This is a genomic window from Bacillus sp. FSL M7-1345 (assembly GCF_038006985.1).
GTDB classification, from domain to species: Bacteria; Bacillota; Bacilli; order Bacillales; family Bacillaceae_G; genus Bacillus_A; species Bacillus_A cereus_U.
Map to the genome: position 1 here is coordinate 2,858,926 of NZ_JBBOWG010000001.1, position 19,221 is coordinate 2,878,146.

Below are 19,221 nucleotides of genomic sequence, written 5' to 3' on the forward strand. Positions count from 1 at the left end.
CAAAGGTATTTATGTAGTTTTTTAAGAGTAATTTACTAGATGGGGTCACCATATTAAATCCTTGCGTTGGGTTTTCCACCTCTTTTAGGTTTAGAATCATTATAGCAATGTAAATTTTGTATTATTATTTTTCTAACAATCAAATTGAATAAAATCTATACATTGTATTCATTTCTTTAAGTCTATTAAAATATCAAAAACACCTGTTTTTTAATGTAAAACAAATGTTTTTCTATATTTAAGCACTACTATTGGATAGAGGAATCTTTACCGCAATAATTACAGCACAAACAAAAAGGCCGCGTTTGCGGCTCATGAATTTATAGGACTAATACATGCGTTAGTTGAATGACTTATCGTTTAATCGCATCAACAATTAGCGATGGAAAACCAAGTTTGTCTCCTTTATTTCTAGAATCATATCTTTTTGAACGGAAGATAACACCATCATTCGCATCCCATTCGATTGCCACAAGTACGTTTTTGACATAACACACCTGCTATCTGTAAACTTATCAACTTTGTCTTGTTAAATATATAATGAAAAAAGAGCCAATCCCCTATACAATAGAAGATTGACTCTTTACCTTATTTATTCGCCTATTTCAGAAAATCGTTTAATACGTTCTCCGATTTCATTACGAACACGTTGAAATTCAGACCACTCTTTTCCTGCCGGATCATCAAATCCCCAATGAACACGATGAACGTGCGGAGGTGTAGAAGGACAGACAGAATCTGCGTGGCTACAAAGAGTAACGACTAAATCAGCATTATTTAAAATGTTTGAATCAATCATATCCGATGTTTGATTTGTTATGTCGATATTTACTTCTTTCATCGCTTTAATAGCATTTGGATTTACTCCGTGTGCTTCGATTCCTGCAGAATATACATTCCACTTATCGCCTAAATATTGTTTGCCCCATGCTTCTGCCATTTGGCTTCGGCATGAATTTCCTGTGCATAAGAAATAGATTGTCTTTTTGTTTTTCATGTTGTTTTCCGCCTTTATTTTTAAATTATACTGGTTGATCATTAAAATATTTACGCTTAAACCAAAAAGCAACATTTACAAGTGCAATCATTACAGGTACTTCAACTAACGGTCCGATAACAGCTGCAAATGCTGCGCCTGAGTGAATACCAAAAACACCAACTGCTACAGCAATTGCTAACTCAAAGTTGTTGCTACCTGCTGTAAATGCTAACGTTGTAGTCACCGAATAATTTGCACCAATTTTTCTTCCCATAAAGAAAGAAACAAAGAACATCACAATAAAATAGATTAATAACGGAATCGCTATTCTTACTACATCAAATGGTACGCTAACAATCATTTCTCCTTTTAAAGAGAACATGATGATAATCGTAAATAGTAATGCAATTAATGTAAGTGGACTAATCTTAGGTATAAACACCTTTTCATACCACTGTCTTCCTTTTAGTTTCACTAATACAAATCGTGTTAACATACCGGCTATAAAAGGAATTCCCAAATAGATAAATACTGATTTCGCTACTTCTACCATTGTAATATCTACAATAGCCCCTTCAATTCCTAACCACTCTGGGATTACTGTTACAAACACGTATGCATAAACTGAGAATAATAACATTTGGAATACTGAATTAAAAGCAACTAAACCTGCTGCATATTCTTTATCACCATCAGCTAGATCGTTCCACACAATTACCATTGCAATACAACGTGCTAAACCAATCATAATGAGCCCGACCATGTATTCTGGCTTATCAGGAAGAAAAATAATTGCTAAAACAAACATAAGTACAGGCCCAATAATCCAGTTTTGTACTAAAGATAGAACCAACACTTTTACATCTTTAAATACCCGGCCCATTTCCTCATAGCGAACCTTCGCCAACGGTGGATACATCATTAAAATCAAACCAACAGCAAGCGGGACAGACGTCGTTCCAACTTGTAATGTATTAAGTCCGTCTACTACACTAGGAAACACAAATCCTAAACCAATTCCAACAGCCATAGCTAGAAAAATCCATAATGTTAAATATCGATTTAGAAAAGATAAACGTTTCATTTTATTTTCCATCTCCTATTAACAACAAGAATTTTTATCTACTACGTTAGAAGTCGTGCAACAAGATGGATCTTCAATTTTATGAACATCACTATCTGCTTTTGTATAAAAGAACTCCCACTCGTTACCATCAGGATCCGTTACCCAAAACTTATCTTGAACCGCATAACAACAAGTAGTATCCATCTCATCACGTGCAAAGAAACCTTCTTTTTCTAATCTTTCTTTATGAAATGTAATTTCTTCAGCTGTCTCTACTTGGAAACCAAAATGATTTACCTGATTTCCCTTCACTTCATCTCGTACATTCAGTGTAAAATTAAGCCCTGGGTTTTCTAATAAAAATTTTGCATAATCTGTTTTCACTTTAACGGGTGATACGCCAAATACCTTTTCGTAAAATTCAATAGACTTCTCTAAATTCGTAACATTTATACCGACGTGAACATATCTCATACCTTATTCCTCCTCTTTACATGTTGTTAATCAAGTTTTTTTGATTAATATTGCAAAATTTTAACAACAGCTACCTTTTCCTGTTTTTCTAAAGATACAGCACAATTCTTCTGATAATAAATTATTCACTTCCGCATCATTTAAATCATAATAACTCCACGTACCTTTTGTTTCTTTTACAATTAAACCTGCATCTAATAAAATCTTTAAATGATATGACAACTTAGATTGCGTCATTTCAAAAATCTCCGTTAAATCACATACACAAGTCTGACCTCGCTGGCAAAGTTCATACATAATCTCTAACCGTTTCTGATCAGCCAACGCTTTAAATTTTTTCTCATAGAGCTGAAAATCTTGTGCCACTGTAGTTCACTCTCCCTTCATCAACTTTTTTTGATATTTATAGTATATACGCTGTTTAGTTCTTTATGCAACTTATTAATCAATTTTTTTTGATTAAAATAACTCAACTTCCTCTCATCATATCCATGCCACCATTAAAAAAGGTCATAGCCTTTCCAAAAATGAAAAACTACGGTTCTTTTTACAACTTAATAGTTACAATATTTCCGAGGAATGGAGTCTCTATAACTGTTTTAAATTTTAATTTGACCATTATAGAGTAGTGCCCCATCACCATCAAGCTAAGAAAAACAAATACCCCCAAATGAAAAAAATCGATATAACTCTTCGGCAAATAAAGATAACTCTTGTTTTTGGTGCATATTCATAAAAAGCACGTCACCCTTTCTCATTAACATAAGAGAATAGTAATGTGCTTTTAATTTCAAAAATGGTCTAAATCCTTAAGTTGATGGTTGTGGGGCGGGACCCCAATAAGAACGGTATCTAAGGTTGTATGAGAGGTGTTAGTTCCATTCCAAAGGCCTCAGCCTACGATTAACTCAAGTACCGATTTCGGATGACCCCCATGTGATGAAGTTCGTGTCCTGCGATGCCGTACGCGAGGGCGCGCGCCGTAATGCTTAGGTTGTTGGCTGTGCCCTTGCGGGTCCACGCCTCCGCCGGTAGCCCGCGCAGCAATGTGATCGTTGATTGCCGTACGGCCCGGTAGTCTTCGGCCAATTGCGCGGTTGTCCACCTTCCGAAAGGAGGCATGAACAATTCCTGATCAAAACCAGTCAGAGGCGTCTGGTCCCCTCTTGCGAACCGGAGCAGGCGGTAGGTCATGACACGTTCCGAGTCTGCAATGTGGCCCACGACTTCTTTCAGCGTCCATTTTCCTTCAGCATACCGATACGCGTACTGGCTTTCGGTCAACGATGCCAGGAGCTCGGTCATTTGCTTTTCCTGGGCGAGCAGAATATCGATGATGTTACCGTCCGGTACCAAACGGATATATTCGCCGGAGTTCCCGGCGTATTCTTCTTCTGACGGTCTTTGATTCATGCGTAGTCACCTCTTATATGTAGATATAGAAAATTATAGCACTCGTCTATGTCTAATAAATTCGCGAAATGATGGAACTTTCCTTCTAATAATTGAGGATAAGCAACTATTTAGTTTGTCGGTCGCCACACTATCCTGATTCGTTAGCACAATAAGCAATGTTAATCAATAATGCATAAAAATTATCTGTTATACAATATTTCGAAGTTATTAATATATAAAGGTAACACCTTCTTTTTTAATTTAAAGATGGATTTTCAATTATATTTTGAAATGAATCGGAGTAAAACACACTAGTCTAACTACTTTTTTATAAACATCGTAACATTATTTCCCCCCCCATATTTCCATCAATTTGAGAAATGTATTCTTCTCAAAAATGAAAATCGACCTAAGATCCTATGGACAACTATGAAAGGATGAAATTTTCGTTTTGGGGATATTTCAGAAGTATAGCTTGATAGATATGGGGTGGGACCCCATACAGTACGATTTTATTTCAAAGACACAACGATCTTACTACACACTGTTTATTTATCCCACACTCTCATCTGCTAGTATTACTATTTTTTATTACTAATGTTGCCGTTTCACTCGGATGGCTAAGAGGAAAATGATGGCCATATGGAACAAAATCAACCTTACCAAGATGCGATGGAGCAGAATAGCCTCTGTCATAATCCCCCCAAATAATGTGAAGATTATACTTTGTTACTTCATTGAAATCACCTTGATCGTTTTTCAGTAGTAAACTGTTAAGCTGAACCGTAGTATTTAAAATTCTAGGAGAAGTAAAACTGTTACTTATTTTTTCGATATAATGTTCAGGGATGCTCTCCATACTTTCAAACAAACCATTACTTAATAAATAACGCCCTATCAAATTAGTAGTTGCCAATTTTAATGTCCATTTGTTCATAAATTGAGGAACATTTAGCGATTTAGCATTTTTTTTAGCAACAGGTGGCTGAAGTAAAGTGATTGAATACTTCTTATCTATGTACTCTTGTACCAATGCTTCCAGAAGAATAAACGCACCGAATGAATGGCCAATTAGATGTGCACCATTAGTAGCTTTCTCCAATAACTTTTTCACTACATTCAAATAGATATCTAGAATATTTTTCTCTCGTTTAAAAGGAGAACGTCCCAAACCTGGAAGATCCAAGATCCATACAGGTTGACCAGTTTTTTCATGAAGCTCTTGTGCTAAAGGAAATAAATCCTCTCCATCACTCAATAAACCATGTAATAAAATAAACGGTTTACCCTCTCCGTGTAATTGGTAAAGGGTAGTGTTATCGCATAATGTTCGTTTAAATAAATGATTATGCTGGCCATTTTGATACATCATTCGATAATCCAGATCAGCTACTACGGCAGGGAAAAATTTCATTACACTCGTCTTCTTAAACCAATCTCCTCCCATAATTTTTTTCGCTGAAACATTTGAAAATTTTCGTTTTGTAATAAAATTCAGTCCATCAGAAGGAATTTTTGTTATTTTACTTACTCCACTATTCATAATTGCTTTCATAAGTGGCATTGGGACAGAGATTTTTGGTACCCTCATATTCATACTTTCCGACATAATACTTAATAATTCAGCAATGTTCTGATCGTGCTGTTTGTCTTCAACAAGTGTATATGTTTGAATAGTCGGTTGCTCCAATCTGAAAACCTGCACAATAAACTTCGCAAGCTCATCGTTTGAAATAAGTGGTAACCTATATCCCTTACCTCCAGGAATCACTGGCATGAGCCCTCTTCGCATACTCATCACAAGCAAACCTAATCCTGCTATCTGCTCTGTACTTCCTGTTTTACTACTACCAACTACAGTTGGCGGATTAATTACAGAAAGCGGATAACCTACTGCTGATGCCTGGTGACGGATATAAAGATCTGCTAAAAATTTTGTTCTCTCATATGGATTTTTCATTTTCAAATAATTGTTTCCTTCTTTAAACACATCAATTGCAATCTTGCTATTTTTATCATCAAAGGGACTCATATAACCTACAACATGAATAAATTGTTGCAAGCCCTTCAATTGATGAATACTTTTAGCTAATTCACTAATATGTTTGGCGCCATTTAAAAATACGGAAGCTGCCTCTTTACTTGTCACTTGAATATCCATGGGGCCTCCTGCGTGAATAATCACATCCGTTTTCAATATCCTCTCCTTATCTTCAGCACTTAGACCTAAATCTATTTTCGTCAAATCACCTTCAATAAAGTGCATAACTGCCTTTTTTAAGATGCCTCTTTCTTGAAAAATGCGTGTTGCTTTACTTTTCGACCTCACTAATAGAAGAATTTTAACATCCTCTTTGGCTAATTCTTTCACTAATTGCTTTCCAATAAAGCCTGTTCCACCAATTAAAAATACTGTTCTCATATAAAATCTCCTTTTTAGTACTATTCAGTACTAATTTGATGTAAAAAAAAAGCTTCTTTTATCGAAGCAAGTTAAATAAATGATCTGCTGTTTTCGTGATTACAGTTGCATCCTTCAATGTTTCTGAAATAAATAACGCTCCTTCAAGATTTGTAATAAAAAGTGATGCTACCTCATCAATATTAATCGTATTTCTGAATTCTCCATTCTCTACCCCTTGTTTAAGTAATAGAGAAACTTTCTTTTGTAATTCTGTAAAAAAAAGACCTATTTTTTCTTTTATTTGCGTGGCCTGTGTAGGACTTTGAATATAAAGAGTAATAAATGGACAGCTCCCCTTATACTCTCTCGACTGAACTCCTTGTGATAATTGCTTTAAAAACAGTTGGATACGATCTTCAACTAAAAATTGGTTCTGAGAAAGTACGTCATCAATTGCAGATTGATACATTTCAATCCAATAATCAACGACCCCTTCTAATAATACTTCCTTATTAGAAAAGTGATAATACACATTAGACTTTGAAACTTTGCTTACACGTACTAATTCATCCATACTTGTATAAGCAAACCCTTTTTCTAAAAATAATGTTGCAGCTACTTCAATCACACGTTTTTGATTCATTAATTTTACCTTTGTCATAACTAGAACTATATAGTACTAATTTAAATGTTGCAAGTATTTATGTTAATTTAGAAAAAAGTTTGATTAAAAAAGTTCCACTAACATTGATTTTACTGCAAAAAAATCTTATTTTGAATAAAGTTGAACTGAACCCCGAAATTGTTAATTCACTATCGTCTAATAGGGGTCACCATACATACCCATCAACTTAAGAAAAAGAAATGCCCCCAAAACGAAAAAATGAGCGGCTTCTCAAAATAGCTATCTGTAGAGAAAGAAAATTTTAATTTAGGGGGATATGAAAATATTAGCTTGATGGGTATGAAGTAGTGCCCCTATAAACAAAATCCTCCAGAAACATCTAAAATTTGCCCTGTTACCCACCGACTATCAGAAGAAGCAAGGAATGCGACTGCATCTGCAATATCTTCAACTTGCCCTATTCGTCCGAACACAGATGAATTCGTAGCAAAATTTCGTATTTCCGGATTATCTAGCAATTTCGCATTTATATCTGTCTTCGTATATCCAGGCATAATTGTATTCACTGTTATACCTCTTTCTCCAAGATGTTTAGCTAGAGGAAGTGTCATCGTATTTAGTGCACCTTTACTTAAACCGTATGCAATGGACCCTGTAAAACCAAGTCTTACTTCAGCTGATGAAATGTTAATAACTCGCCCCTCCGCTCGTAATAACGGTAATGTTTGCTGAATTAAGAAGAACGGTGCTTTAATATTTACAGACATAATTTCATCAAAAACTTCTTCTGTCGTATTTTCAATTGTTCCTTGTGTACCTATCCCTGCATTGTTTACTAAAATATCAATCTCTGATGTACCAACTCTTATTTGTAATTCATTCTTCAATTGTTCTACTATCTTTTTGACACCATCAATTGAATTGAAATCCGCTTCAATTAAGAATGCCTTTCCTCCATTAGATTCAATCTCACTAATTGTTTCATCTGCAGCTGCTTTATTTCGGCCATAGTGAATTGCAACTAATGCACCGTCGTTTGCTAATCTCATCGCAATCGCACGGCCAATGCCGCGACTCGCTCCTGTTACTAACGCTACTTTCCCATCAAGATTTTTCATTTTTTCCATCCTTCCTAAATTTCCGTTTAATAAAGTGAAACTTTAATCAGCCCTCACCAATCGGGCGTTTACGGGCAGTTAATGTGAGATAAATTCTATACTTATATTTTCATGCAAAAACCAATCATTTTAAATATAGATTTATAGGTAATTTAGTTCGTTTACTTATGATATTATAGTTATAATTTGTAATTTACTTTAGAAAATATAACAAGGAGGCTACACAATGCAAAACGCAGTAAAACTGGATGAAATCGATCATAAAATTATGAACTTGTTATATGAAAATGCGAGAATTTCCGTTTCAGAAATAGGACGGATCATATCCATGACGCAGCCTGCTGTAAAAGAACGCATTAACAAACTTGAAGATCAAGGCGTTATAGCTGCATACCGAACGAAATTTGAGCCTTCCAAAATTAATAAAAACATCCAAGCATTTATTATGTTCAAAACGAGTCAATGCTCTGATTTCATCCAATATTGTAATGCCGCTCCTGAAATAACAGATTTATATCGAATTAGCGGGGAATTTAATTATATGATGAAAGTCATGAGCGATTCGATGGATTCTCTCGCTGCATTTTTAGACTCTTTAATGCAATTTGGATTATCATCTCCTTTAATTGTTTTAAAGAGTGAATTTGAAGAGAAATTGTCGTTCTGATAAGAGGGTACTAAGGTAGAAATATGAAGTGTATGTGGAAAAATTCTTTTATAATATAATAAAACCAGCCATAGGCTGGTTCTTTTTTCATTCAATTTCCTACTAAAAAATCCCGAGTATAATTCTCCTTCTTCCCTATCCTTGATTCTTCCGCGCCTCTCTAAACTCCTCCTTCACCTTCTCTAACAGCCCTTCTTCTGTAATTAATCGATACGCTGTATTCGCTAGTGCTTTTGCCGATGTAATTAATGCTTTGTCCCCGAGTTCTGAACGAGCTGCCTCTCTAAATTCATTCGTATGTGCAATTAAATCATCTGGTCCGATTTTAATGTACGGATGAATTGTCGGTACGACTTGGCTTACGTTTCCTGCATCTGTTGAGCCAATTCCTACTCTTTCTTTACGGTTTACATCTTCACCTAGTAGTTCTAACTCTTCGGCTACGACGTCATTAAATGTTTTTGTTACGAGCAATTCATCGATTTCATTTTGGAATTGATGAATTTTTACTTTTGTGCCTGTTGCTAACGCTGCACCCTGTGCAATATTTCTTACTTTCTCTGTTACTTCCGCACATCTTTTTCTCGTTGCAGCACGGATGAAGAACCTTGCCGAAGCGTAATCAGGAATAATATTAGGTGCTTTTCCGCCTTCTGTAATGACTCCATGAATTTTCACATCTGACGGCAGTTGTTGGCGAAGCGCATTAATACTGTTATAAAGCTGAATAATCGCATCTAATGCGTTTATTCCTTCTTCTGGTGACGCTGCTGCGTGAGCTGTTTTTCCGTAAAAATGAAAATCAAGTGGATCAACTGCTAGTGACGGACTCGTTGTCGCTGTTTTTCCGCTCGGATGAATCATAAGCGCCGCATCAATGTTTTTAAATAAACCAGCTTTTACATAACTCGATTTCGCGCTACCGTTTTGCCCTCCTTCTTCAGCTGGTGTCCCAAACACGACAACTTCTCCGCCGATTTCTTCCAGTATTTCTGATAATGCGATCGCTGCCGCAACGCTAATTGTGCCAATTAAATTATGACCACACGCATGACCGAGTCCTGGCAAAGCATCATACTCCGCTAAAAATGCGATAACTGGTCCTTGTTTTCCTGAGCTTTTTCGCGCGATAAATCCTGTTTCATGACCAGCTATATTATGTTGCAATTGAAATCCTGCACTACCTAGCAATAAACTTAACGTTCTTGATGCATAAAATTCTTGGTTACCAATCTCCGGATTCGCATGAATATCATGACTTGTTTTTATGTACTTTTCCTTATTTCTTTCTATACTCTCTTCAATTGTTTTTCTTTGTGACGTTACTCCTGTCGCTCCCATTTTTCTTCCCCCTTTATTTTTACGTAAAAAAGCCTCTTTCTAAAAGATCGAAAGAGGCTTTGGCATATACAGTCAAAATGAGCTTCTTTCTTATCTTTCAAGTTACCTTGCTGGAATTGGCACAGTATTCATAAAGAATCCGCTGCCGAGGTGTCATAGGGCCAGTCCCTCAACCTCTCGTGATAAGAATTTTCATAAAATTATATTAAATTATTTTTATTCTAAGTTTATTCCAAGTAAAAGTCAAGGAATTCCTATCCGAATTTACCGAATATCTAAAAACCCTTTTAATACACCAATTGTTTCAGGTGCTTGCATTCTTGCACATATGTACGGAAATTCCATACTACCTTCAAACATCATTTGAGATGTAAGAGGTGCTCCTGCCCAAAAGATTTCATCATCGATTAATATAAACGGGAATGCTTTATTTTGCCTTTGTAACTTTATATTTTTTAATGGAACTGGTCCATCACTATAAACTGTTATTTGCGCATTCGTACGCATTAACGCTTGCCATACTCGTTTATCAACTTGCCTTGTACTTGGAAGGGAAATGATAATTTTTCGTTTTGCCGCTAAAATATCTTTTAATAACCCTTTCGGTTCTTCAAGATTCATTTCCATAAACCAACGTAATCGTTTCGAGATTTTTCGCTCCCACACTTGTCTTGATGTCGTGCGATCATACACATCTCCGTGACGTTCTATATGAGCGGTTAATTGCGATAACGCTTGTTTTCTCGACAGATTTTTACGCATGTAGTGGCAATCTGATAATTGAATGAACTTTCCTCTCGCTCTCGTTACTGCTACATTGACGAGACGATGGTTTTTATGATCAAAGAATAACACACCAGGGCGTTCTTGTGGGTAACTATCAACCGTATCAAAGATCATCATATCTCTTTCAGAACCTTGAAACTTATGAACAGTCGCCGCTAAAACTGGTATGTGTTGATATTTCGTTTTCTGCAACATTTCTCTAATACAAGTTGATAAAAAACGTGACTGTGCCCTGTATGGCGTAACTACACCGATAGATTGAACACCGTCTAACAGTCCAATTAACATCATTTGCATCGCCACTAAACCAGACATAATATTAAAACGCGAACCAGACGCAGCATCTTTTAAAGAAAATGCTCCCATTAAGCTCGTATCAAATAAAACACTGGCTTCATTTGCGAACGGTTGTAGTTTTGCAAGTTCCTTACGCTCTGAAACAGATGCATGATCATACACTCTATTTTTATAAATAAATGAGTTTGTAAACTTCGATATATCCGCATGCATACGTCTTTGCTCCTGTAGCATAAAAAGGTTGGGATGTGCTTCTGATTTATTTACAGAATCAACAATCCCTGCATGATAAAACATATCTTCGCCGAGCCACTTTCGAACAAGTTCATGATTCGCCATCGCAATAGGAGGCAATTGTAAAAAGTCGCCACAAACGACAATACGTTTTCCAAGAGAAGCAGCTAATGCAATTTGCGGAACATATGCCATACTTACTTCATCTACGACAACTAAATCAAATGTGCGCTCATAAATAAGCGAATCAATTGCACATTTCGATAAAGTCGCACCGATTACTTGCGCATTTTCAATATATTCTTTTTCTACTTCTTTAATTTTCGCTTTTTGCTTTCGAAGATCACTTTCAATCTCTTGTATACGCTTCTTATCAGCAGAAGTCGCTTTATATGATAAAATCTTTTCACGAAGATCTTGTCGTGTCTCTTCTAAATAGAGTCTTTCTTCTCCCCAAGATCCGTTCGTCGTTTCAACTAACTTCGATGCAAGTAACGTTTCATGATTTCGTATATGTTCATGTTGGCTAAAACCGTAACGAACGATTTCACCAGGTGTCCATTTCTTTTTCTTCTCAATTTGCTTCGTTACTTCGCTCATTAATACGTCAACTGCCGCATTACTATGAGCTAACACAAGTACCGATTTTCCTTTTTGATAATGAGCCGAAATAATACGTGATAAATTGTACGACTTCCCTGTTCCAGGCGGTCCCCACACATACGTTGTCGGATTGTAAAAAGAACGGTAAGCCAATTCATTTTTCGTATTTTTCATCTTTTCAAGGTGTTTCGGACTGCTCGTCCCATCAACAAGACGCTTTATACGATTACGTTTCAGCTTATCTTTATGTGCTTCTTTCAATCTCTCTTGCAGTTGTTCTAACAATTGCCACGGTTCACTGTATAAAACGGCTTCTCGTATTTCGCCTTGTATATAATCATTTAACTTCAATTCGATTTCTAATCCATGTACAGACAATACTTCCCCCGTCGCTTCCTCACCATCGAACTCAATTCGAATTGGTGAACCTTCAGGTAAACTTACTTCCGATATAAGCTGAAATACGTATACTGTACTTTCATAATCTGTATATAAAAAACGACCGTTAATGATAGAAATTTTACTACCACCTATCGTTTTCCAATGTTTAATTTCATATGCTAATGCATAATGCCACTCTTTCATTGTTTCCGATAATGAAGGAGTTTGAGTAGTTGTATTCATAGTATAATCTCCTTCCTTCTCCCCAAACATACTTTCTCACTATACCATATAACACGCTAAAATTTGTAAGGTTTTTATCTTGCTTATTTTCTTAATTTTCAATAATATATTGTATATAATTTTCAGAAAGAAGGAGTGCACATGCCAGTTAGAAGAATCGAACACGTCGGACTTATGGTCACAAATTTAGAAACATCTATTTCATTTTATGAAAAAGTAGTTGGCTTACAACTTATTAAACGCATGGGACATCCAAACCCAAACTTAAAGCTCGCATTTTTAGGCGTAGAAGAATCAAAAGAAACGATACTTGAACTAATTGAAGGTTACAACTCTTCCCTTCCGGCAGAAGGAAAAGTACATCACATTTGCTTTAAAGTAGATTCATTAGAAGATGAAATCAAAAGACTAGAAAACCACAAAGTAACGTTTTTACTAGGAGAAGAAATCGAAACATTACCAGATGGAACACGTTACATATTCTTCGCTGGTCCTGATGGAGAGTGGATTGAGTTTTTTGAGACGGAGAGATAAAAAAGGGCCGGAATTTTGGCCCCTTTTTTCGCAAGTGCAGCAACGGTTTGAACACTAGTAACAATTAAACATACCTTCAACCTGAAAATTCACCAAGATTAAGAAACAATCATTTTGTTGGGAGTAGTGGATGATGAATACAGTCTATATTATTGTTTTTTGGGTGCTTATACTTTTTCCACTCCTTTATGTAATCAAGATAAAGAATTGGAATATAAAAGTAGCTGCCGTATTTATTGGAAGGATTCTATTAAGTATCGTCTTTTTCTTAAATGGAATGTATGTAGGACTGCAACGAAATTGGGTACAGCCTCCCTATGAAAAAGAATGGGATTTCTTTATAAAGTCTCTGCAACATGGAAAGACTGAAGCACTTATAGAATTATTACTTCTAATTATTATCATTACTTTCGACTTAATAAATGTATTTTATTATATAAATAAAAAGAAATAAGGTGTTTTTCCTATTTCTTTTCTTACTGGGGTACCGCCCCATCGCCATCAAGCTAATATTTTTAATTACCCCCATAACGAAAATTTTATACATTGTTGACTATTGATAATGATACGTTATGTTAACCTTACATGTATGGAATATACAGGGATTTATAACTTGATATAGAACATAAAAAAGAGGAGTTTATACTGTAAATAAGGGGACATACATATGGAATTAGAATCCGAGGTTAAAGCAATCGTTTTAGATTTAGATGGTACGTTATTAAATTCACAAAAGAAAGTGTCAGAAAGAAATAGAAAGGCTATACTGGAGTGTCTGAAGAAAGGATTAAAGGTTATTTTTGCTACAGCAAGGGCGCCACGATCAGTCAAAATTTTTCTTCCTCACGAACTTCAAGACATTGCAACTATGATTTACTACAATGGAGCTTTGGTAGTGGATAACGCATTAGGTTACAGACAACATTACCCGATTGAATCAGCAATCACAAATGAAATTATAGAATTTGTTATTACTCACCAGGCTGATGCATGCCTCTCAGTTGAATCGGAAGATACATGGTACAGTAATAAAACATTGGATTACAACAAAACCATGAATGCAGTTGTAAATCCAATTGTAGTTCCATTAAATGAATTAAAAAAAGTTAGTGCTTCAAAATTATTAATCTCACAATATACTCATTATGAAAAACTACAAAAACAGTTTGCACATAAAGTAAGTACTATATGTACCGATGCAGGAACTTTAACTCAAATCATGGCAAAAGGTGTTTCTAAAGAACGAGCCGTAAGGGAAATCTGCACCCAAAATAATATCTCTATGGGTAACATAATGGTCTTTGGAGACGATTGGAATGATTTAGAGCTATTCTATACATCTGGTTTTCCAATTGCTATGGGAAATGCAATACCTAAATTGAAGGATGCTGCATATTTTATTACCGATACCAATGATAAAGATGGTGTAGCTCAAGTATTAGAAAAGTTAATTTGTACTGTTAACAACAGTTAAAAGGGTAGAATAGTTACTTCCTATATCGAATTTTACGTCAACTAGTCCATTATGTATCCTTCATCAAAATAGAAAAGTAGAAGTGTATATTTTCCCTTTACTATTGTGCACTCTATATTGCTGTGAATCGTTGACCTTTACTTTTTCGTCAATTATAAACCCTTTACCTATATTTACAGTTCCAGCGACATCTTTCCCCTGCCCAGAAAGGTATTATTGAAACGTAGATTATTAACCTTAGCAACAACACGCTTACCTACAAAGGGACTCCACAGTAATTTCTCCTACTATATATATAAATCATACTTAGTTAAATTGGGTTTATTTTATACGGAGCCAAAAACCTCTAAATGTTTATTTTATAATTACATAAATAATCCTAACATCTCCAAAAATTGATATAATGATACAGTTATTAATAGCAATTAGGGAGATATGCAGCATGAACTATACACATATGCCAAAAGGAATAGGAATGGTTAAGCGGACTCCGTTCGCTCCGATACCGAAGAAATTCATCGGTATTGGTAAGATTGTTAAAAAACAAACAAAAGTGGAGCGCCCTACATTAACCCAAAACGAACAAGAAATTATTGAAAACAAGTTATTATGTTCATTTCTTTCTGAAGAGAAAATATTGATTATTTATTATAGAGATGGTCATTTGCTTACTAGATATGTGACTGTAACTGACATAAATCCGATAAAGAATTTAATAACTTGCACTGATGCATCTTATAACAGAATTTTCCTTAATTTTATAGATATAATTGATTTGAGATAAAAAACATACAGTTTTTCAAATATAGCCGGGAATAAAAATGAAAGAATCTTGTATTCTAGGTTAAATACAGATAGAGCAAAAGTGTAAGTTCTTGTGAGAATTAGCAAGATAAAGGCTGTTTGTTTATGTTTTGGACTGTCTGTTATGGTTATCGAATTTACAAATACAAAAGAGGAACAGAACTCAATAGAGAAAGCTAAGGAAGCATTTAGATAATAGTTGAAGACGCCCGATTAAGGACGGCTTCAACTATTATCTCACTTTGATATATTCATATCACCATTTACCACCTGGTCTAGTATCCATCCACCAAGTAATCGTATGATAAATCCGTTCACTCTTTTACGTCCGTATAGGGTAGACCTAAACAGGACATTTAACTATCTCTATTTTCGTTCGTTGTGTTCGTTTGTTTTGTTAGACATTAAATCGAATTGCAACTACATTCTTCGTATTTAATACGTATTAATTTAGAAAACCCATAAACAAAAAAAGAGTGCTGTGAAGAAGCACACTCATTCAAAGGAATTTACCAATCTCGACGATTATCGCGATCACAGTCACAGTCACGATCATGATTACGTCTGCGACGGCATTCATCACAATCGCAGTCACGGTCACGTCTACAACGACGGTCATCACAATCTCTATGTCTGCGTCTGCAAAACATTAAATCATCCCAAAATCTATTACAATCTCTGCAATGTCTGAAATTACAATTACATCCCATAAATATAATTACCTCCTCTCAACTCTAGGATTCCTCATATTCTATGCTAAAAAACAAAAACAGCTTGTTTACTAGTCTATTTTCTGCATTTTAAAGTAACAATATTATTATCTAATCTTTAAGTTTCAAATCTATTTCACCCCTTATCTTTCCTTAACAACAAACAAGACGCTACCCAGATTACGGCAGCGCCTAACATAACGAACTAATGATTCAAGTTTTCTTTTTCTATAACGACACCTTTATAGTATCGTTATCAATTTTTTCAAAAACCATACTTTTAAACCTAGTCTTGAAAATATTACTTTTAAATGGCATTTGCTGTGTACCAACTGCTAAAGGGCTTAAAATGCTATTTTCGTTTTTAAGAATATTAATTACACTTTGTTGCAGTTCAGAACTAAACTCTCTTATAAAGTGGTCATAATCATCCTTTGGTAATGCTCTCTCTAATTCAGTAAAGTCAAATTTCATTTTATTTTATTTTATTTTCCTTCTCTCGTCTATATAATTTTTCGACAAGAAAGAAGGTATTCCTACATATTATCCAAATGTCCATTTTGTACAAAATAAAGAGCACCTTACGATTGCAGGTGCTCAAATATATGAAGTGGGGCTATCCCATACTCCAATATATGCTTGTCCTTATTAAAAAGTGCAAAATAAAAAGAGTACCCGTCATTAGGTACCCTTCAACCAATAAGTATGGCGCTCCAAGTTTCACCTCATATGATAACTCGTCCCACGAATTCATCATATGCTTGTCTTTTTAGAATGTTCACTGGTTTAATGTATAATTTCTATATAACAAAGAAAAAAAGGGTTCTGGTGCAAAAATAAAACAAAAGAGAATAAAGCGCATATATTCCTAACAAAATCGTATCTTATGCTGAAAGTCCAAACAATTGATGGATGAATTCTTTCTGATTTTGGACAGACTGGTCCCGTAAATTAAGCTGTTCTTTTTTAATCATATGCATGGCTTCTACTCCAGAAAGAATGGATGTAGCTGTGTCAAAACATTTGAACCCTAGCATGGAACGGATTCGTTTGTCCAATTCAGGACCATACTGATGAACCCAACGCATAATCGTTGTATGAGAAATGGATAAACCCCGTTCTTCTAGCATTTCCACCAAATCACGAAAACTGAGGTTGTACCGTAGGTACCATCTTACCGTTAACAAAATAATATCAGGCTGATAATGCTTCCATTTGAATACATTTTCCTTTTCCATACCAATCACGCACCCTTTCTAAAGTAATAGTAACAGTATGTCCAAGATTTATAGATTCATTGCAATTGTCCTTAAGTTTTTGCACCAGAACCAATTACAACAATTACTAAGGATTGCATAAAATCCATCTGCAATCATACCAACTTATTATCTGTTAAAAAACTTTGCACCAGAACTCTCTGAATCATCTTTTTCACTGAACTTAGTGTCCAGTTTAGTGTACCATCTCCAATTGCTGCGTAATTTTTCTGTCTAACTTTTCGGATTCAGTTCATTATATTTTCTACTTTGTCTTTATATACAACATATTCTTTCCCATCCACTACTGCTATCACCGCAAATTCATCTTTTGGATTGAATGAAAGCCAGTCAGCCCACATATTTGTATTTGGTCCTCCACTCCACATATTATGAACAGTGTTTTTAGTTAAATTCATAACTTTATAAGACGCATTTGGTGCATTTGTTCCAGTCTTTATTTCAAATGTATATGCGTTATGAATTTTTTTATAAAAGTAGAAAACGTTTGATGGACGAAGCTGATTCATAAAATCCTGTTCTTTTTTCTCTGCAATTTTTATCCCTTCTTGTAATGTGACAACATCTGTTCTTAATGTTTTCCAACTGTCTTTAGCTGCATTCAAGTTAGGGTTTAAGAATTTATATCTATTTTGATCAGCTTTTTGATCAGCTTTATCAATATGTCCCAGTACGCCCGTATATTGAGAGTCTAAATCATCCCATTGCGTGGACATATAAGTAAGAGCAGTAATAGCATTATCAATCGCACTATGCATATCACTAATATTATGAAACGCAACTCCAACTACACGATTTAATGTTATTTTATAATCTACATTCTGACGTAATTTTGCTAATTCCGGCTCTAGCCAGCCTAACTTACCTCTTGCATCACCTATCATTATACCACCAGCAATCAATGTGGGAAGAAAGGGGATTTTCACCATGTCCAATCCCTTAGATTCTATGTCTTTCTGATAGTTTACTTGCCCTAAAAGGTCCTCTAGTCGCTTTTGATCATCCTCAACCGCAGCTCCTTGGCTTTTTAAAATAGACTGCAAGAGATCTTTATTACTTCCAAATGCTCTAACATCTTGTCCAATATTTTCATTTAAATTAGTTAATTCTTCTATTAATGCTTTTGCAGACTTTTGATTTTGTTGAATTTCCCCCCGTAAATCTGTAATCCCTTTTTTTAAAGTATCTCCATTCCCAGTATTGATCGCCTCTACTAATGTTTCATAATGATTTTCAAATTTTTTATCGTATTCAATAATGCCTGTCAATGTATCTAAAAGCTGTTTTTTTATTTGCGTATTCCATGTAACTGCATGTGCTCTTGCATTCTTTTGATCTTGTACAATTTTACTAGGTAAATCTTCATAGCCATTAATAGTAATTCCTTCAAAACTCACATCAGGATTATTGATTAACAAATAAGAATATTCATTCATAGATTTCAAAAATAAAACAGCATCTTGCAAAGATTTTTTCATCTGTTCTTCATTTGCTGAAAAAGACATATCTCCATTGTTAGTTTGTTCAATTTCACTTGCAAAAGCTGCTACTGGTGTGACCGCATAAGTAGTTGTCATAGTTAAAAACGTTGATACAGCGAGTATTTTGTAAGGGATTTTTTTCAGCATTTCATATTCCTCCTATATAGGGTTTGATTTCAAGTTCTATTCTTCTTTAAAAGCAATTTCTTTCGAAATGAGTTCTAGATCTTTAATGAGTATCATTCTAACTTTCTTTAGCAGCCTTTAAATCATCAAGTATTAAAGAGAATCTATATTGTTTCATAGAGTCGATATTACCAAGCAAATC

18 protein-coding genes, 2 pseudogenes and 1 riboswitch are annotated in these 19,221 nt (G+C 35.0%); of the genes and pseudogenes, 5 read left to right on the forward strand and 15 right to left on the reverse strand.

The window, feature by feature from the left end:
- Window positions 1-353 precede the first annotated feature (353 nt).
- The 9 genes and pseudogenes from MHB76_RS14875 to MHB76_RS14915 form a co-directional block, all read right to left on the reverse strand.
- Window positions 354-464, reverse strand: a pseudogene (locus tag MHB76_RS14875) (SAM-dependent methyltransferase); the annotation flags it as partial.
- Window positions 465-592: 128 nt separating this feature from the next.
- On the reverse strand, window positions 593-997 hold the full coding sequence (gene arsC, locus MHB76_RS14880) for an arsenate reductase (thioredoxin) (RefSeq protein WP_078174769.1): 405 nt from the start codon (window positions 995-997) through the stop codon (window positions 593-595).
- 25 nt (window positions 998-1,022) lie between these two features.
- On the reverse strand, window positions 1,023-2,063 hold the full coding sequence (gene arsB / locus MHB76_RS14885; protein ID WP_139358338.1) for an ACR3 family arsenite efflux transporter: 1,041 nt from the start codon (window positions 2,061-2,063) through the stop codon (window positions 1,023-1,025).
- Window positions 2,064-2,081: 18 nt separating this feature from the next.
- The gene (locus tag MHB76_RS14890; protein ID WP_078174771.1) at window positions 2,082-2,519 is read right to left on the reverse strand and encodes an ArsI/CadI family heavy metal resistance metalloenzyme; all 438 of its coding nucleotides are present in this window, start codon (window positions 2,517-2,519) and stop codon (window positions 2,082-2,084) included.
- Window positions 2,520-2,579: 60 nt separating this feature from the next.
- Window positions 2,580-2,885, reverse strand: coding sequence for an arsenical resistance operon transcriptional regulator ArsR (arsR, locus tag MHB76_RS14895; RefSeq protein WP_000046014.1), 306 nt, complete (start codon window positions 2,883-2,885; stop codon window positions 2,580-2,582).
- A gap of 537 nt (window positions 2,886-3,422) precedes the next feature.
- Window positions 3,423-3,932, reverse strand: coding sequence for a DinB family protein (locus MHB76_RS14900; protein ID WP_016105340.1), 510 nt, complete (start codon window positions 3,930-3,932; stop codon window positions 3,423-3,425).
- Window positions 3,933-4,479: 547 nt separating this feature from the next.
- Window positions 4,480-6,336: an alpha/beta fold hydrolase gene (locus tag MHB76_RS14905; RefSeq protein ID WP_078174773.1), complete on the reverse strand. Its 1,857-nt coding sequence runs from the start codon at window positions 6,334-6,336 to the stop codon at window positions 4,480-4,482.
- Window positions 6,337-6,394: 58 nt separating this feature from the next.
- Complete coding sequence (locus MHB76_RS14910; RefSeq protein ID WP_016105342.1) at window positions 6,395-6,961, reverse strand: TetR/AcrR family transcriptional regulator; 567 nt, start codon at window positions 6,959-6,961, stop codon at window positions 6,395-6,397.
- A 335-nt stretch (window positions 6,962-7,296) separates the two neighbouring features.
- Window positions 7,297-8,061: an SDR family oxidoreductase gene (locus MHB76_RS14915; RefSeq protein WP_078174774.1), complete on the reverse strand. Its 765-nt coding sequence runs from the start codon at window positions 8,059-8,061 to the stop codon at window positions 7,297-7,299.
- Between the two features lie 226 nt (window positions 8,062-8,287).
- Between MHB76_RS14915 and MHB76_RS14920 the strand changes: the two genes are divergently transcribed.
- Window positions 8,288-8,728 (forward strand): Lrp/AsnC family transcriptional regulator, encoded by a 441-nt coding sequence (locus MHB76_RS14920; RefSeq protein WP_078174775.1) that lies wholly within the window; start codon window positions 8,288-8,290, stop codon window positions 8,726-8,728.
- A 135-nt stretch (window positions 8,729-8,863) separates the two neighbouring features.
- Here MHB76_RS14920 and MHB76_RS14925 read toward each other — a convergent pair whose 3' ends face one another.
- Both MHB76_RS14925 and MHB76_RS14930 read right to left on the reverse strand, forming a co-directional pair.
- The gene (locus MHB76_RS14925) at window positions 8,864-10,069 is read right to left on the reverse strand and encodes a M20 family metallopeptidase (protein ID WP_078174776.1); all 1,206 of its coding nucleotides are present in this window, start codon (window positions 10,067-10,069) and stop codon (window positions 8,864-8,866) included.
- An 87-nt stretch (window positions 10,070-10,156) separates the two neighbouring features.
- A riboswitch (SAM riboswitch) is annotated at window positions 10,157-10,258 on the reverse strand.
- Between the two features lie 75 nt (window positions 10,259-10,333).
- Window positions 10,334-12,643 carry an AAA domain-containing protein gene (locus MHB76_RS14930; protein WP_078174777.1) on the reverse strand — a complete coding sequence of 770 codons (2,310 nt, stop codon included), beginning with the start codon at window positions 12,641-12,643 and terminating at the stop codon, window positions 10,334-10,336.
- 111 nt (window positions 12,644-12,754) lie between these two features.
- On the opposite strand from MHB76_RS14930, the gene MHB76_RS14935 reads away from it, so the two are divergent.
- From MHB76_RS14935 to MHB76_RS14945, 3 genes are all read left to right on the forward strand, one after another.
- Window positions 12,755-13,147 carry a VOC family protein gene (locus tag MHB76_RS14935; protein WP_078174778.1) on the forward strand — a complete coding sequence of 131 codons (393 nt, stop codon included), beginning with the start codon at window positions 12,755-12,757 and terminating at the stop codon, window positions 13,145-13,147.
- A gap of 130 nt (window positions 13,148-13,277) precedes the next feature.
- Complete coding sequence (locus MHB76_RS14940; RefSeq protein WP_078174779.1) at window positions 13,278-13,601, forward strand: hypothetical protein; 324 nt, start codon at window positions 13,278-13,280, stop codon at window positions 13,599-13,601.
- A 213-nt stretch (window positions 13,602-13,814) separates the two neighbouring features.
- A complete protein-coding gene (locus MHB76_RS14945) occupies window positions 13,815-14,621 on the forward strand; it encodes a Cof-type HAD-IIB family hydrolase (RefSeq protein ID WP_078174780.1) in 807 nt (268 codons plus the stop codon).
- 63 nt (window positions 14,622-14,684) lie between these two features.
- On the opposite strand, the pseudogene MHB76_RS14950 reads toward MHB76_RS14945, so the two are convergent.
- Window positions 14,685-14,890, reverse strand: a pseudogene (locus tag MHB76_RS14950) (N-acetylmuramoyl-L-alanine amidase); the annotation flags it as partial.
- 173 nt (window positions 14,891-15,063) lie between these two features.
- On the opposite strand from MHB76_RS14950, the gene MHB76_RS14955 reads away from it, so the two are divergent.
- The gene (locus tag MHB76_RS14955; protein WP_002161228.1) at window positions 15,064-15,405 is read left to right on the forward strand and encodes a YolD-like family protein; all 342 of its coding nucleotides are present in this window, start codon (window positions 15,064-15,066) and stop codon (window positions 15,403-15,405) included.
- A 529-nt stretch (window positions 15,406-15,934) separates the two neighbouring features.
- Here MHB76_RS14955 and MHB76_RS14960 read toward each other — a convergent pair.
- The 3 genes from MHB76_RS14960 to hblB all read right to left on the reverse strand — a co-directional run bounded on the left by MHB76_RS14960 (window position 15,935) and on the right by hblB (window position 19,040).
- Window positions 15,935-16,135, reverse strand: a complete 201-nt coding sequence (locus MHB76_RS14960; RefSeq protein WP_071772484.1) for a hypothetical protein — start codon at window positions 16,133-16,135, stop codon at window positions 15,935-15,937.
- A gap of 884 nt (window positions 16,136-17,019) precedes the next feature.
- Window positions 17,020-17,373 (reverse strand): hypothetical protein, encoded by a 354-nt coding sequence (locus MHB76_RS14965; RefSeq protein WP_078214341.1) that lies wholly within the window; start codon window positions 17,371-17,373, stop codon window positions 17,020-17,022.
- 266 nt (window positions 17,374-17,639) lie between these two features.
- The gene (gene hblB / locus MHB76_RS14970; protein WP_078175167.1) at window positions 17,640-19,040 is read right to left on the reverse strand and encodes a hemolysin BL regulatory component HblB; all 1,401 of its coding nucleotides are present in this window, start codon (window positions 19,038-19,040) and stop codon (window positions 17,640-17,642) included.
- Window positions 19,041-19,221: the final 181 nt, after the last annotated feature.